The organism is Coprococcus sp. TF11-13 (genome assembly GCF_003481085.1).
Lineage (GTDB): Bacteria > Bacillota > Clostridia > Lachnospirales > Lachnospiraceae > Coprococcus > Coprococcus aceti.
Map to the genome: position 1 here is coordinate 788,742 of NZ_QUKK01000001.1, position 14,719 is coordinate 803,460.

12 protein-coding genes are annotated in these 14,719 nt (G+C 43.4%); 1 reads left to right on the plus strand and 11 read right to left on the minus strand.

All coding sequences use genetic code 11. The features are described 5' to 3' along the window. Nucleotides 1–30 precede the first annotated feature (30 nt). The 7 genes from DXD11_RS03485 to ruvA form a co-directional block, all read right to left on the minus strand. A complete protein-coding gene (locus tag DXD11_RS03485; RefSeq protein ID WP_022216509.1) occupies nucleotides 31–483 on the minus strand; it encodes an NUDIX hydrolase in 453 nt (150 codons plus the stop codon). A 120-nt stretch (nucleotides 484–603) separates the two neighbouring features. After that, a complete protein-coding gene (locus DXD11_RS03490) occupies nucleotides 604–2,055 on the minus strand; it encodes a peptidoglycan D,D-transpeptidase FtsI family protein (RefSeq protein WP_071849453.1) in 1,452 nt (483 codons plus the stop codon). Continuing rightward, nucleotides 2,036–3,535 (minus strand): FtsW/RodA/SpoVE family cell cycle protein, encoded by a 1,500-nt coding sequence (locus DXD11_RS03495; protein ID WP_118757773.1) that lies wholly within the window; start codon nucleotides 3,533–3,535, stop codon nucleotides 2,036–2,038. Before DXD11_RS03495 ends, DXD11_RS03490 begins: the two co-directional genes overlap by 20 nt. A gap of 23 nt (nucleotides 3,536–3,558) precedes the next feature. Next, nucleotides 3,559–5,913: a peptidase U32 family protein gene (locus DXD11_RS03500; RefSeq protein ID WP_118017569.1), complete on the minus strand. Its 2,355-nt coding sequence runs from the start codon at nucleotides 5,911–5,913 to the stop codon at nucleotides 3,559–3,561. Further along, nucleotides 5,903–6,304, minus strand: a complete 402-nt coding sequence (locus DXD11_RS03505) for a cell division protein ZapA (RefSeq protein WP_015534892.1) — start codon at nucleotides 6,302–6,304, stop codon at nucleotides 5,903–5,905. Before DXD11_RS03505 ends, DXD11_RS03500 begins: the two co-directional genes overlap by 11 nt. A 13-nt stretch (nucleotides 6,305–6,317) precedes the next feature. Next, nucleotides 6,318–7,325 carry a Holliday junction branch migration DNA helicase RuvB gene (gene ruvB, locus DXD11_RS03510; RefSeq protein ID WP_022216513.1) on the minus strand — a complete coding sequence of 336 codons (1,008 nt, stop codon included), beginning with the start codon at nucleotides 7,323–7,325 and terminating at the stop codon, nucleotides 6,318–6,320. A 25-nt stretch (nucleotides 7,326–7,350) separates the two neighbouring features. Further along, nucleotides 7,351–7,953 (minus strand): Holliday junction branch migration protein RuvA, encoded by a 603-nt coding sequence (gene ruvA, locus DXD11_RS03515; RefSeq protein ID WP_022216514.1) that lies wholly within the window; start codon nucleotides 7,951–7,953, stop codon nucleotides 7,351–7,353. 202 nt (nucleotides 7,954–8,155) lie between these two features. Between ruvA and DXD11_RS03520 the strand changes: the two genes are divergently transcribed. Next, complete coding sequence (locus DXD11_RS03520; protein ID WP_118757774.1) at nucleotides 8,156–9,214, plus strand: ribonuclease H-like domain-containing protein; 1,059 nt, start codon at nucleotides 8,156–8,158, stop codon at nucleotides 9,212–9,214. A 71-nt stretch (nucleotides 9,215–9,285) separates the two neighbouring features. On the opposite strand, the gene DXD11_RS03525 is transcribed toward DXD11_RS03520, so the two are convergent. The 4 genes from DXD11_RS03525 to DXD11_RS03540 form a co-directional block, all read right to left on the minus strand. Further along, nucleotides 9,286–11,235 (minus strand): bifunctional 4-hydroxy-3-methylbut-2-enyl diphosphate reductase/30S ribosomal protein S1, encoded by a 1,950-nt coding sequence (locus tag DXD11_RS03525; RefSeq protein WP_055222594.1) that lies wholly within the window; start codon nucleotides 11,233–11,235, stop codon nucleotides 9,286–9,288. 16 nt (nucleotides 11,236–11,251) lie between these two features. Further along, complete coding sequence (gene cmk, locus DXD11_RS03530; RefSeq protein WP_022216517.1) at nucleotides 11,252–11,914, minus strand: (d)CMP kinase; 663 nt, start codon at nucleotides 11,912–11,914, stop codon at nucleotides 11,252–11,254. A 40-nt stretch (nucleotides 11,915–11,954) separates the two neighbouring features. Further along, nucleotides 11,955–13,214, minus strand: a complete 1,260-nt coding sequence (locus DXD11_RS03535; RefSeq protein ID WP_118757775.1) for an NAD(P)/FAD-dependent oxidoreductase — start codon at nucleotides 13,212–13,214, stop codon at nucleotides 11,955–11,957. A gap of 98 nt (nucleotides 13,215–13,312) precedes the next feature. Beyond that, complete coding sequence (locus DXD11_RS03540; RefSeq protein ID WP_055273021.1) at nucleotides 13,313–14,719, minus strand: oxaloacetate decarboxylase subunit alpha; 1,407 nt, start codon at nucleotides 14,717–14,719, stop codon at nucleotides 13,313–13,315.

Sequence of the window (14,719 nt, forward strand, 5' to 3'; positions counted from 1 at the left end):
TGTACCTGCATACAGAAGTCCTTTTGTTGATTAATAATACTTCTTGTTTCCCCACAGATTCTTTTTCTTAAGATCAACATACTCTGAATATGCCTGTTCAAGTATCTGCTTCTCGTTAGGAAATTTCAGAAGGTGGTAGGCTTCATGGTATTTGTAGTAACCGGAATCCACGAAATACTCTTCTCTCTGTGGCTTGCTGTAATAGCTGTCAGACATCATGAGATACCAATGAACATCCTTATTTACCACATCAAATGCCGTGTTAAAAGTGTAATTGCTCTTTCCCACGTATTTGATTATAGATGCGCTTACACCTGTCTCCTCTTTCACTTCTCGCAAGGCGGTCTCATCGTGCTCCTCGCCCTTTTCAACAGTTCCCTTGGGGAGAACCCATCCTTCGTATTTGTTCTTGTAATTCTTATACAACAACAATACTTTTCCTCTGAAGATTACCACCCCTCCACAGCTTGTTGCTTCTATCACTGCAATTCCTCCTGTTTCTTCCGGGTGTGTAATTAAAACTTGAAGTCAGTATATCATATGTCAAATTATTTTTAAAGTAAATATGAGCACGTATTAAGGCATACGCATCATTTTGTGCAATTATTTCACATAATTATAGTATGCGTCAAAGAGCTGTCTGGCAATATACTTTGCTGAAGCTCCAGTTGAGCTTGCATTCTCAACTATGACACATACGACAATATCCGGATCATCAACATTTGAGAATCCAACAAACCACGAATGTGAATCCATGTTGTCGTTGAACTCCGCAGTACCTGTCTTTCCGGCTATGGTATATGAGCAATCTGCAAATGCATCCGATGCCGTACCATATGATGTTACGCCAAGCATCAGATCCTTCAGAAGTCTTGCGTCAGATGCAGATATGATCTTACCGTAGGTGTTCGGCTTGAATGTCTTTACAAGATTGCCATCGCATGTCTCTATCCTGTCGATGAGATATGGGGACATCATGACTCCTCCGTTTGCTATGGTGCTCATGATCATGGCACTGTGCAGAGGTGTTATAAGTGTGTCGCCCTGTCCTATGGCTGTCTGCGGTATCTCCGAATCATCTGAGGTTGCATTTAACTCGAATACTGATTTTCTGTAATATCCGTCATAAGGAAGATCCTTGTTAAACAGGAACTTCTCACACAGATCCTTGTACGACTGCTTGTTGAGCTTCATTCCTATATTGGCAAATGAAGTGTTACAAGATTTCGCCAGTGAGTCCGCCAGATCCACAGTTCCATGAACCGCATAATCTGAGCAGTGTATCTGTACTCCGTCAAATATATCCTCGCCCTCGCACTCATACGAATATTTCTGATAATTGCTGTTCTCATGAATATACTCCAGAGCCGTGAGTACCTTGAAGGTTGAACCAGGTGGATACAGACCCTGTGTTGCACGATTCAACAGATAAGAGCTGTCAGAATCCTGTGAATCCTCTATCACACTGTCTATATAGTTCGGATCAAAATCAGGCTTTGAGACCATGGCAAGGATCTTTCCAGTATCCGGTTCCATAACCACAACAGCGCCGTCATTATATCCCAGTGCATCGTAAGCCGTGCTCTGCAGCGTGGTATTCAGTGTACTTATGACATTGTTTCCCAGACTCTTCTCATTCCTGAGCTTGTTGTATGTCTGCGTGATTATGTTCTGGTTTGATGTCAGGAGATAGTACGCGGAGCTCATCTCAAGTCCCGCCTGTCCGTTGCTGTCATATCCGACAACATGTGCGAACACATTGGAATATGGATAATTTCTGTACTCGTTTCCATCATCATCCGTCAATGTCTCCGCAAGGACATTTCCATCGCTGGATATGATGCTTCCCTTCTTTATCTTCTCCGCATAGAGAGACTGTCTCCCATTGTATGAATTGGCGATGAATGTTCTTGAATCCCTCACCATAAACACGATAATATATGCAAACATACAGATAAAGATTATGACAACAAAATATGTTATAACCAGAACAGGCACATTCTTTTTGTCATTTGTCTTCTTGTCCAGAATGTCACTATTCTCCCCAGAATTCATCTGAGTTCGTCTCTTTCCTGTCGTATCCTGTCTTTGCTTTGCGCTGGACTGGCTTTTTCTGTTTGCGTTGTTTTTCACCGCTGTTTGACTGGCCCCTGACCGCAACTGGGGTCTCTGTCCACTCTTCCCTGCTGATACTTTCCTGTCTGACATTTTTATCAACTCCACTGTTCTCTAATACACATATACCCTGAATTATTCCAAATATAATGAGTGTGCTGACAACCGAACTCACTCCATAGCTCACAAGCGGCAGCGTCACACCCGTAGATGGTATGAATTTCACAACACCGCCAACGTTCAGGAATATCTGGAATATGAAGCATATTGTAAAACCAAAGGCTACATTCTTATAAAAAGCATCTCTTATCTTCATCGATATATTGATGAAATATATGAAGCAGCTCAGATACATAAGAAGCAGGCAGAGTCCAAATATAACTCCAAGCTCCTCACATATCGCAGCAAATATAAAATCACTGGACACGACCGGTATCGATGTCGGAAGTCCCTGGCACAGACCCGATCCCTCGAATCCGCCCGAGCCTATCGCAAACAGACTCTGTGCAACCTGATATCCACTTCCATCTATATATTCAATCGGGTTAAGCCATGCATCGATTCTCATGGTGACATGGCTGAAATGATCCTTCAAAAGCATATATCCAACCACAGCAAGAACCGAACCTCCGAGGCCTCCGCCTATGAGTATGCTGTGCTTACCAGTGGCAAGGTACAGCATCATGACAAATACCATGAAAAAGATCACCGCACCACCGAGATCCGTCTCCGCCACAAGAACCAGCATGAAAAGTCCTGCTACACAGATTGTTTTCATCATATCCTTAAAGTTCTTTGCCTTTTCAAATGAGCTGGCAAGGAAGAATACAAATATGATCTTGACTATCTCCATAGGCTGCATCGATATTCCGCCTATGCTTATCCAGTTGTTTGAACCATATTTATCAACTCCCACATGCGGGATGAACACCGTGCACAGGAAGCCTATACCAAACACCGCATAGAATATAGTCCATTTCTTTATCTGCGGGAACTTGACCACAAACAATGGCACAAATGCAGTCACCACCAACATGATCGTGGCAAATAGAAACTGCTTCTTCGCCAGGTCAAAATCAAGTCTTGTCAGCATGACATAACCTATGAGAAGAAGGAATGACATGTTATTCGTTATAAGTCTCGATGAGCCCTTATAAATGGTATGATATGAAACCATATATGTTATGGATACTATCATCTGCAACAGATAAAATATAAGTATGCTCTTCTTCTCATAATGCAGATATAATGTCAGATAGCAAAGAAAGTGTATCATGAACACATAAAATATCTGCACATTAAGCGCCCGCCGTTTCTTATCGGCAGGCACAGGCTTTAAAACCGTAAAGCATTTTACGGTGTATAAAACCATAAAAAATATGATCAAATACTTCGCTATCTCCGTTACTATTGTTATCATGTTTCCACCTTTATCAAAAAGTCTTAATCGATTCCTTTGTAATAATGTCCCCTGGTATACTGATCTACAGACATGGATACCGCTTTCCCCCCTGACAGGGCAATCTCCAGACTGTCCATTATATCCTTCACTTTATTAGTATCCTCAATAGTAAATTCAATATAACAGTCTTTATCTGAAATACCGGTTTCAGCCAGTCTGTCTATCATATTTGTAGGAACACCATTATATATAATGTTATAGCAGTGCGCACAGTCATTTCTGACATAGAATCTGTTTCCCCTGTCATCCGTCAGGACATTCCTGGACATCTTCCTTGAGGCACAACCGTTCATGTAATTGCCTGCTATACAGTTTGCAGTGATCATAACCTTCTGATGACCATAGAGCTTTATGAGTGTATCATATGAAAGACCATGTATCTCATCAAGTGTGAGCTCGTTTGAGCACATAAAGCACACATCACCCATATTCTCTCTATAGAAATCAAACGCATTATCATTATACGCATAGAGACTGGCATCCGCGATCACGAGTCCCTTATAGTCCAACTTCTTTAGAATTCCCAGCTCGTCATAATTTCTGATCATCACACCGTCAAATGAACCAAGTTCACCGGAAAGGCCTGAATATCTGTCAAGCTCTCTCTGCCGCAATACCTCAGGCAGAGCAAGGATCACTCTGAATCCGGCCTGCTTCAATTCATCTGCATATTTTCTGACATTATAATCTACTATTACATTGCTGACCCATTTATAATTCTTAACAATATTTACATGGTCAGCGTCCGATACTCCAACTGTAACACCGTGAACAGTGTTGTTTTTTACATTTTCAAGAGGTCTTTCAGCGCCAGGCAGGCCAGTTCTTACTGCACCGCCATCCCGCCTGTAACTCTGTGAGATCTGCAGTCCAAGCTGTTCAAGCGCCTCCCGCCTCAGGTTGTTCACTGCGCTTATCTGTACAAACAGGTTGTCAGATACATCAGCAGTTATATCCCCGAGCACATAATCTGTACCGCCTGTCTTTTTGATCTTGTCAACTATCTGCGACTTCGTGACAGGCTTGTTAAGGGCCTGTGTACACACAGGCCCCTCGACTGAGACAGAACACTTTCCTTCTACAGTTGAAAGCTTAAGCTCTAATGGCTGATCCGCATACGCACTGACATGTGCAGCGAGCTCTATCTTCCTGTCGGCATTTATTATATTATTCTGTATATCTTCCAGAAGCTTACCGTTTCTTGTACGGTATACATCATTGAACTTTGCAATGCTCCTGAATGACTTCGCCTTAAGTCTGACATTCTTTCCCGCTTTTGCCGCCACATTGCATGTGAGCTCCACATCACCATTTCTGCCTCTTATCTCAAGGACATCGCCTGCGGATACATTCTCGTCAAGTTTTATATCCACATATGGCTTTTCTACCGCATTCACACGCCCAACCTTAATTCCTGTGTGGTTCGGTCTGCTGTTCGCAAGCATCTTTTTGCCATTGGATGTGTAATAATAACCTGAGTAGAATCCGCCCCTGTTATATATATCGAGAAGCTTCTTCTCCTGCTCCTCTGCCAGTTTCTCCACTGATTCGCCCGCCAGATAAGCATCTCTGACCTCACGGTACGCAGTCACGGTTGCAGCCACATACTCTGGCTTTTTCATTCTTCCCTCTATCTTGAAAGAATCAATTCCCGCATCTATGAGCTTTCCCAGACTCTTTAACATGCACATATCCTTCAAGCTGAGCATATACTCATTTACACCATTTGAGTCATACTGCTTTCTGCACGGCTGGGCGCACCTTCCCCTGTTACCGCTTCTTCCTCCGGCAAAGCTGCTCATCAGGCACCTTCCGGAATAGCTGTAACACATCGCTCCGTGGACAAATGTCTCCACCTCTATATCAACATTTTTCTTGATCTCTGTGATTTCTGACAATGACAATTCTCTCGATGGCACAAATCTGGTCATGCCTATGCTTTTCAGAAACGCAGCGCCCTGTGAACTGGACACGCTGAGCTGTGTACTTCCGTGCAGTGGAAGGTCTGGAAACGACTTGCCCAGAACGGAGACAACTCCCATATCCTGTACAATTATCCCATCCACGCCCTGCCTGTAATAAGGCTCCACATATGATGGGAGCCTTTGAATCTCTTCATTCTTAAGCAGTGTGTTGATCGCCATATAGACCTTCACTCCGAATCTGTGACAATAGTCTATGGTATCAAGCAATTCTTTTTCATCAAAATTACCGGCAAATGCCCGGGCACTGAACATACTGCCTCCAAGATATACTGCGTCTGCATATGCATTGACTGCAGCTTTCACCGCCTCCGTGTTGCCCGCCGGTGCCAAAATTTCAGTCTTATTTAACATTTTTCTCCGCTTCAAGTTTTATGATCTGTCTCTGAAGTTCACTTATCTTCTCTTTGTATTCCTCTATCATCTTCTGTGCAGACTCATACTTTATCTGCACCTCGATAACCTCATGTCTCAGATCATATATCTGCTTATCCTTGTCGTCATCCTCGGTGAGCATCTGATTGACCTGATCCTTTGCCTTAAAGTAGTCATCGGCTATATTCAGTGCAAGCAGAACATTCTGATACTCTGCGTTAAATCTCCTGTACGCCTCAGACGACTGACATTCTGCTATCTTGCCATTGATATATGTCGCCACATTCTGGAGATAGTCCTCGCTCTCCTGGCCGCTCAATGTATATACTTTATTGTTGATTACCACCTTGATATCATTCTTCTGTGCCATATCCCATTCTCCTTTACTTATCCTTTATAAATGCATCCAGTCCAAAATGTCTGTAACATAGATCAGTGACAACTCTTCCCCGGGGAGTTCTGTTTATGAATCCATTCATTATGAAATACGGCTCATACACATCCTCTATCGTGCCCGGATCCTCACCGACGGCAGCCGCCAGTGTATCCAGACCGACAGGCCCTCCTGCAAATTTCTCTATCATTGTCATTAATATATTTCTATCGTTCACGTCCAGTCCCATGGAATCGACCTGAAGCTTGTCCAGAGCGGCCTTAGCAACATCGTGATCTATATGGCCGTCATGACACACCTCAGCATAATCCCTGCAGCGCTTGAGAAGTCTGTTCGCAAGTCTCGGTGTACCTCTTGATCTTCTTGCGATCTCAAGTGCACCCTCCTCGTCTATGTCAACTCCAAGAACCTCCGCTGACCTCATCACTATCTCTCTCAGATCGTCATGGGTATAAAATTCCAGCTTGTCCACCATTCCAAATCTGTCCCTTAGGGGAGCCGACAACATTCCGACCCTCGTCGTTGCACCTATCAGTGTAAATCTTGGCAGATCAAGTCTAATCGACCTTGCACCTGCGCCCTTGCCTATCACAACATCTATTGCGTAATCCTCCATAGCCGGATAGAGCACCTCCTCAACCTGTGTGCTGAGTCTGTGTATCTCATCGATAAACAAAATGTCGTTGTCCGACAGATTGTTGAGTATCGCGGCAAGCTCACCGGGCTTTTCTATGGCAGGTCCCGAGGTGATCTTGATATTTACCCCCATCTCATTTGCCACAATGGTCGACAGCGTCGTCTTACCAAGTCCCGGCGGTCCATACAGAAGCAGATGATCCAGTGGCTCATTTCTCTTCTTCGCCGCCTCTATGAATATGTGCAGATTATCCTTGACCTTTTTCTGTCCAATATACTCCGACAGATACTGAGGTCTGAGATTATATTCACTTTTCTGTTCTTCTATGTCCAAGCTTTCTGTTGAAATAATTCTGCCCATTTTTTCTACCTATCTGATCAATATTCTATATCATAAATCTGAGTGCCGCCTTAAGGAGCTGCTCCTCATCCATATCCGCTGAACCATCTACACGCGAAACAGCACGTCCCGCCTCAACACCTGAATATCCAAGTGCTGTGAGAGCCGATATGACATTTGTTCTCACATCGCCTGCAGCGGTCTGCACAGCAACCGAATCATTGTATGCTGCATCTATCATATCCTCCATACTCAGCTTATCCTTGAGCTCCAGAATGATCCTCGAAGCGCCCTTTGCCCCGATTCCATTAGCCTTTGATATGGCCTTTACATCCTCAGATATGACCGCAAGCCTGAGCTCGTTCACGGTGAGTGTTGACAGAAGAGACATGGCTACCTTTGGCCCCACACCACTCACTCCCAGCAGTATCTTGAACACATTGAGTTCATCTGCGTTCTCAAAGCCAAACAGACTTATCTCATCCTCGCGTATATACATGTATGTGCTTACTTTTATCTCTGAATGTACCGGTGGAAGCTTCTCCATAAACTTTCCGGATACCATGAGCTGATACCCTATTCCACCACACTCGATCACTATATAATTGTCACCCTTTATTTCAAGTGCTCCTCGAATATATGAAATCATCCGTTAACTTTTCCTGTCCTGTAATATATGACGGTATCTCAAAATCGCATAGAAACCGACACTAAATCTTCGTAATTATATCATATTATTTATCAATTGTGAATATATGTTTGCTTTTTTGAAAAACGACAGCTACTATATATATTGCAGAACAATGCATGTTCTATAATGTACCTTACGCAAGGAACCAAAAGGAGCCATTATGATAATTTTTAAATATACTGAAGATATAAATGTAGATACAGCTCACATATCGGACGAGCTGTCGGATATACTCTATTTTGATATAGAAACAACCGGCCTCAGCGCCAAACGTTCGGATCTCTATCTGATCGGATGTTCATATTTCTCAGACAGTGCATTTCGCACCCAGTTGATATTCAATGACAACGGAACTTCAGAGCCTGAAATGCTGTCCCATTTTGAACAGATCCTAAAGAATCACAAAATACTGGTGTCATACAACGGCGATACCTTTGACATCCCCTACTTGCTGAAAAAGATGGAGCAATTCGACGTGGACACTACGCTTGACAATATACAGAGCGTGGATATATATAGAACAACCAGAAAATACAAAAAGCTTCTGCGTCTGGACTCGGCTAAGCAGTTTGACATAGAGCATCTGATCGACTTCCAGAGAAATACTTTTATATCAGGAGGCGATCTTATATCCGCCTACAAGCATTATCTGAGTTCTCACGACGAATCTCTGCTTGACGATATGCTCACCCATAACCATGACGATATAAGAGGGCTTATATCTATATCTGAATTTGTGAATATCCCTCATATTCCTGATGACTTTCAGATAGATGATATATCCGATACCATCGATTCAATAACATACAACTGTTCCATTCCAAAGCTTCCATGCCGCATAACGGAATCCCTGAATAGAATTCTTGTAAATGCATGTGACACACATATGCATGTGGTCGTTCCAAAGACCCGGGACACCGAAATGAAATACTTCTTCAAGGACTACAAAAATTATTACTATCTACCTATGGAGCACATGGCCATACACAAATCAATGGCGGCTTATGTGGACGATGCCCACAAGGAAAAAGCGACAAAGGACAATGCTTTCACCATCAAGACCGGCAGCTTCATACCCTGTCCACCAGGATTTCACGGAGAGATATTCTATGATACAGATCTTAAAGGAAACCGTTTTCTTTCGGACAGCACCGAATTACACGAAAAATGTGATCAATCCCACGCCTATATCCTTGCAGTCCTGAACAAACTATTCTGATATAAATATTCTGGCATAAAAAAACCGTAGTCATTATCGACTACGGTTTTCTTAACTGTCTATATATCAGATTACTCCTCTGTGTCCTCTGCTACATCATCTGTATACTCTGGAGCTGGAAGTAATTCCTTTACGCTGAGACTGATCTTCTTGTCATCTGCATTGCACTCAACAACAACTGCCTCAACCTCATCGCCTACCTTGTATACATCCTCTGGCTTGTTAACATGCTCATATGAGATCTGTGATACATGGAGAAGTGCGTCAACACCTGGCTCAAGCTCGATAAATGCACCGAAATCAGCCATTCTTGCTACCTTACCTGTAACTACTGTTCCAGGAGCATACTTCTCTGCTGCGTTAAGCCATGGGTTTGTATCATCAAACTTAAGGCTGAGAGCAATCTTCTCGCCGTCAATGTTCTTGATGAATGCCTTAACAGTATCACCAACCTTGAGAACTGACTTAGGATCGTCAACTCTTCCCCATGACATCTCTGAGATGTGAAGAAGTCCATCTGCTCCACCGAGATCTATGAATGCACCGAAGCTTGTAACGTTCTTTACAACACCCTCAACTATCATTCCAACTTCTATTCTATCAAACAGAGCCTTTGCAGCCTCTGCCTTTCTTGCTGCAACGATCTGCTTTCTGTTACCAATTATTCTTCTCTTCTTTGGCTGGTACTCTGTGAGTACAAACTCGATATCCTGATCAAGGTACTTGTCAAGATTCTTCTCGTATGTATCTGAAACAAGACTAGCAGGGATAAATACTCTTGTCTCATCGTACATAACGTTAAGTCCACCGCTTACAACCTGAACAACCTTACCTGTAAGGATCTCTCCTGACTCAAGAGCAGCCTCAAGCTTCTCATTAGCCTTCTCTGCAGCAACTCTCTTGTATGAGAGAAGAACTGATCCCTCGCCATCGTTTGTCTTAACAACCTTGGCTGTTATCGGATCATCAACATGTACAAGCTCTGTCAGATCTGCATTAGGTGTGTTGGTATACTCGCTTCTAGGAATAATACCATCTGACTTGTAGCTGATGTCTACCAGAATCTCATCAGGCTTAACATCGATAACTCTACCTTCTACTATCTCTCCTGTCTTGATTGAGACTCTGCTCTCATCATTCTTTAATAATTCTTCAAAATTCATCTCGTCCATCCTACCATGAACCTCCTTAATAATTTTGTTTGGGGTAGATGCCCCAGCTGTAATACCTACCCTACTAACGGATTCAAAAGTAGTCAAATCCAAATCAACGAGTGTCTGTATATAGTAAGTATTCTCACATTCTTTTTTACTAATCTCATATAACTTCTGAGTATTAGAGCTGTTCCGACCACCTATAACAATCATGGCATCTACCTTTGATGCAATCTCCTGCGCCTCCCTTTGACGCACGGACGTAGCATTACAGATAGTCTTATAAGCAGTAACATTATACAATTTATTTCGAATAATATCAACAATATAATTAAATTTTCTGTAATTAAAAGTTGTCTGACTAACTATCGATATATTATCCGCTGTTTTGACCTCTCCGTCAATATATTTTCTTACAAAAGCCTCAGCCTCCTCCTCGGAACCTATGACTACCGGAGGCTCTACACACCAGCCCACGATTCCTTTCACCTCGGGATGGCTTGAGTCGCCTATGATGACGACTGTATTTCCTTTCTGTCCTTCCTCGCGCACTATGTTGTGTATCTTCTTGACAAATGGACAGGTCGCATCTATCACCGTATTCCCACCAGCCTCCAGAATGTCATATATCCTTTTCTCAGCGCCATGGGATCTGATTATGACCTTGCTGTCTTTTATCTCAAGCAATTCGTCATCACTGTCGATCACCTGCACTCCGTGCTTTGTAAGATCACCAACCACCTCTTCATTGTGTATTATCTGACCATAAGTATACACATTTTCCTCGTCAGCATGTTCGTATGCTGTATCCACCGCACGCTGAACGCCAAAGCAGAATCCGGCACTCTTTGCAAGTAATATCTCCATATCTAAACCACCTGTATTACATTCTCTCTCTTGCAAGTCCGACTATAGTGTCTGTAACCTGCTCTATCGTCATATCTGAGCTGTCGATAAGAACCGCGTCATCAGCCCTCTTTAAAGGAGCTGTTTTTCTCTCCATATCCTGCTTATCCCTCTGGATTATATCCTGCTCTATCTTCTCTATATCAATATTCTCAGCGCCCTTTGCGACAAGCTCGTCATATCTTCTTTTGGCCCTCACTGCCGAAGAGGCGGTAAGGTATACCTTGAGCTCTGCTGAAGGAAGTATATTTGTTCCTATATCCCTTCCATCCATGACAACATCATTTGAAGCAGCGAGATCCCGCTGGAGTGACAGAAGCTTTTCCCTGACGCATGGAAGTGCAGATGCCTTTGAAGCCATATTACCAGCAGCCTCAGTTCTCAGCTTTCCTGTTACATTCTCGCCGTTAAGGTAGACCTGCTGTGCTCCATCCTCATATTTTATTTCCACGGAAATGTCCGCTATGCTTTTCTCCACCAGGTCTTCATCGCTGGCAGATATATCGCTTTCTGTGAGATATACAGCCACCGCCCTGTACATGGCACCTGTATCCACATATATAAAACCAAGCTCGCCTGCCGCCTTTTTTGCTATCGTGCTTTTGCCTGCACCTGCAGGTCCATCTATTGCTATATTCATATCTTCGTCTCCCTGTAATTAAATTGACTGTCCTCCACGCCTATTGTAAACTCTCGGAAGCAGAAAGTCCAGCCAGATATCCAGTCGACCACGCCACCTGCAGGTTAAATCCACCTGTCAGCGCATCGATATCCAGCAGTTCTCCGGCAAAATACACGTCCCCCACAAGCTTAGACTCCATGGTGGAAGGATTTACCTCTTTTACGCTCACTCCGCCTCTTGTGATTATAGCCTCATCATATCCCCGAAGCCCCACAAATGTAAGTCTGAATTCCTTCAGCACATCTATAAGTCTCTGTCTTTCTTCCCTGGTCACTGAGTTGACCTTCTTATACGGATTGATACCGGATCTCTCCACAACCACATCTATCATCTTGATCGGAAGCAGATCTCCAAGAGAATTCTTGAAGTCTTTGTTTGCATATTTCTTGAAATCCTTGAGGAGTCTGGCATCAAGCATATCTCTGTCCATAGCCGGCTTCAGATCTATGTACATGTCTATATCTTTTCCAATATACCTGTGTATATATGCGGAGGCCTTGATCACCAGCGGCCCACTTATGCCAAAGTGGGTAAACAGCATCTCCCCCTGTTCGTCAAATATTTTCTTCTTTCCACTGCTTATGTGAAGTGCCACGTTTTTAAGCGACAGTCCCATCATCATGGAGCAGCATTTCTCTTCTATCTCAAACGGAACCAGTGATGGACTTAACGGCTTTATCGTATGACCCATATATTCTGCCAGTCTGTATCCGTCTCCGGTAGATCCCGTGAGTGGATACGATCTTCCGCCGGTACAAATTATAACAGCATCACAGTATATCCTGTCATTGCCTGTCCCGCCGTTATCTCCTGATACGTCAACACTCTTTATCCTGCCATCCTCTATATTGATTCCTGTAACCTTCGTATTCAAATACAGACTTATATTTTTATTTCTGTTTATAAGAGTTTTGAATGCTCCTATAACGTCTGAAGAATGATCGCTTGTCGGGAACACTCTTCCTCCGCGTTCTATCTTGAGCGGACATCCGGCCTTCTCAAGATAGTCCATTATCATATTGTTGTCAAATGTATAAAAGGAGCTGTACATAAACTTGCTGTTCGTGACCACTGAATTAAAAAATCCGTCAGCGTCACATGCATTTGTCACATTACAACGTCCCTTACCTGTTATAAATAACTTTTTTCCGATCCTGTCATTCTTTTCAATGAGAATGACCTTATTCTTCTGTGCCGCTGTCAGTGCAGCCATTACCCCTGCAGCTCCTGCACCTATAACCACTATTTTCCCTGTCATATTATCTCCATATATTAAACAAAAGGACAGAGACTCCGCTCGCGGAGCTCCGTCCCTTTTTATGATCATTTATATAGCTGACCTTATGAATTCAGTTATTAAACTGGATAAGCTGTGCTGTCCTTGTCAGCAAGTGTGACATCGACCTTCTTATCCTGAGCCTCTCTGTACTTGAAGAAGTCAGTTGCAACCTGTGGGAACAGTGCATATGTGAGTACATCCTCATCCTGCTTCTTGTACTGGATCATCTCCTTCTCAATCTTGTCGAGCTCGTTCTCAAGAAGATCTGCTGGACGGCATGTGATCTGCTCCTCATCGCCGATAACCTTCTTCTTAACCTCTGGATCAACAGGCTTTACTGACTGACCATACTCGCCACGTACAAGTGCCTTTGACTCCTTTGTACACATCTTGTATCTCTCGCCTGTTACAACGTTGAGAACTGCCTGTGTGCCAACGATCTGGCTTGAAGGAGTAACAAGTGGCGGCTCACCATAGTCCTTACGAACTCTTGGAACCTCCTCAAGAACGGCCTCAAACTTATCCTCAGCACCCATCTCCTTGAGCTGTGATACGAGGTTTGAAAGCATTCCACCAGGTACCTGGTAGAGAAGTGTCTTAACGTTAACGCCAAGAACCTTTGGATTTAAGAGACCGCTTGCGATCCACTCTTCTCTGAGTGGTCTGAAGTAGTCTGCTATCTCAGCCAGAAGCTTCTGATCCAGACCTGGATCAAACTCTGTTCCCTCAAATGTCTTGGCCATAACCTCTGTTGCAGGCTGTGATGTACCAAGCGCAAGAGGTGAGATTGCTGTATCGATGACATCACATCCAGCCTCTACAGCCTTGAGGTATGTCATTGAAGCTACACCTGATGTGTAATGTGTATGAAGCTGAATTGGAAGGCTTGAACCATCCTTGAGTGCCTGTACAAGCTCTGTAGCCTTATTTGGAACAAGAAGTCCGGCCATATCCTTGATACAGATTGAATCTGCTCCCATATCCTCGATTCTCTTTGCCATATCCTTCCAGTAATCCAGAGTATATGCATCACCGAGTGTATATGAAAGAGCTACCTGGGCATGTCCACCCTCTTTGTTACAAGCCTTAACTGATGTCTGAAGGTTTCTAAGATCGTTCAGACAGTCAAATATTCTGATGATATCAATACCATTTGCGATTGACTTCTGTACGAAATACTCTACAACATCATCTGCATAATGACGGTATCCGAGGATATTCTGTCCTCTGAAGAGCATCTGCAGCTTTGTATTCTTGAATCCATCTCTGAGCTTTCTGAGTCTCTCCCATGGATCCTCCTTAAGGAATCTGAGTGATGCATCAAATGTTGCACCGCCCCAGCACTCTACTGAATGATAACCAACCTTATCCATCTTGTCGATGATAGGAAGCATCTGCTCGGTTGTCATACGAGTAGCTATAAGTGACTGATGCGCATCACGCAGTACAGTTTCCGTAATCTTTATCGGTTTCTTATCTGCCAT

Excerpts from the sequence above, each read along its gene's own strand:
- cmk (WP_022216517.1), bottom strand. The coding sequence starts at position 11,914 with ATGAATATAGCAATAGATGGACCTGCAGGTGCAGGCAAAAGCACGATA.
- DXD11_RS03535 (WP_118757775.1), bottom strand. The coding sequence starts at position 13,214 with ATGACAGGGAAAATAGTGGTTATAGGTGCAGGAGCTGCAGGGGTAATG.
- ruvB (WP_022216513.1), bottom strand. The coding sequence starts at position 7,325 with ATGGGCAGAATTATTTCAACAGAAAGCTTGGACATAGAAGAACAGAAA.
- ruvA (WP_022216514.1), bottom strand. The coding sequence starts at position 7,953 with ATGATTTCATATATTCGAGGAGCACTTGAAATAAAGGGTGACAATTAT.
- DXD11_RS03500 (WP_118017569.1), bottom strand. The coding sequence starts at position 5,913 with ATGTTAAATAAGACTGAAATTTTGGCACCGGCGGGCAACACGGAGGCG.
- DXD11_RS03495 (WP_118757773.1), bottom strand. The coding sequence starts at position 3,535 with ATGATAACAATAGTAACGGAGATAGCGAAGTATTTGATCATATTTTTT.
- DXD11_RS03520 (WP_118757774.1), top strand. The coding sequence starts at position 8,156 with ATGATAATTTTTAAATATACTGAAGATATAAATGTAGATACAGCTCAC.
- DXD11_RS03505 (WP_015534892.1), bottom strand. The coding sequence starts at position 6,304 with ATGGCACAGAAGAATGATATCAAGGTGGTAATCAACAATAAAGTATAT.
- DXD11_RS03490 (WP_071849453.1), bottom strand. The coding sequence starts at position 2,055 with ATGAATTCTGGGGAGAATAGTGACATTCTGGACAAGAAGACAAATGAC.
- DXD11_RS03525 (WP_055222594.1), bottom strand. The coding sequence starts at position 11,235 with ATGGAGATATTACTTGCAAAGAGTGCCGGATTCTGCTTTGGCGTTCAG.
- DXD11_RS03540 (WP_055273021.1), bottom strand. The coding sequence starts at position 14,719 with ATGGCAGATAAGAAACCGATAAAGATTACGGAAACTGTACTGCGTGAT.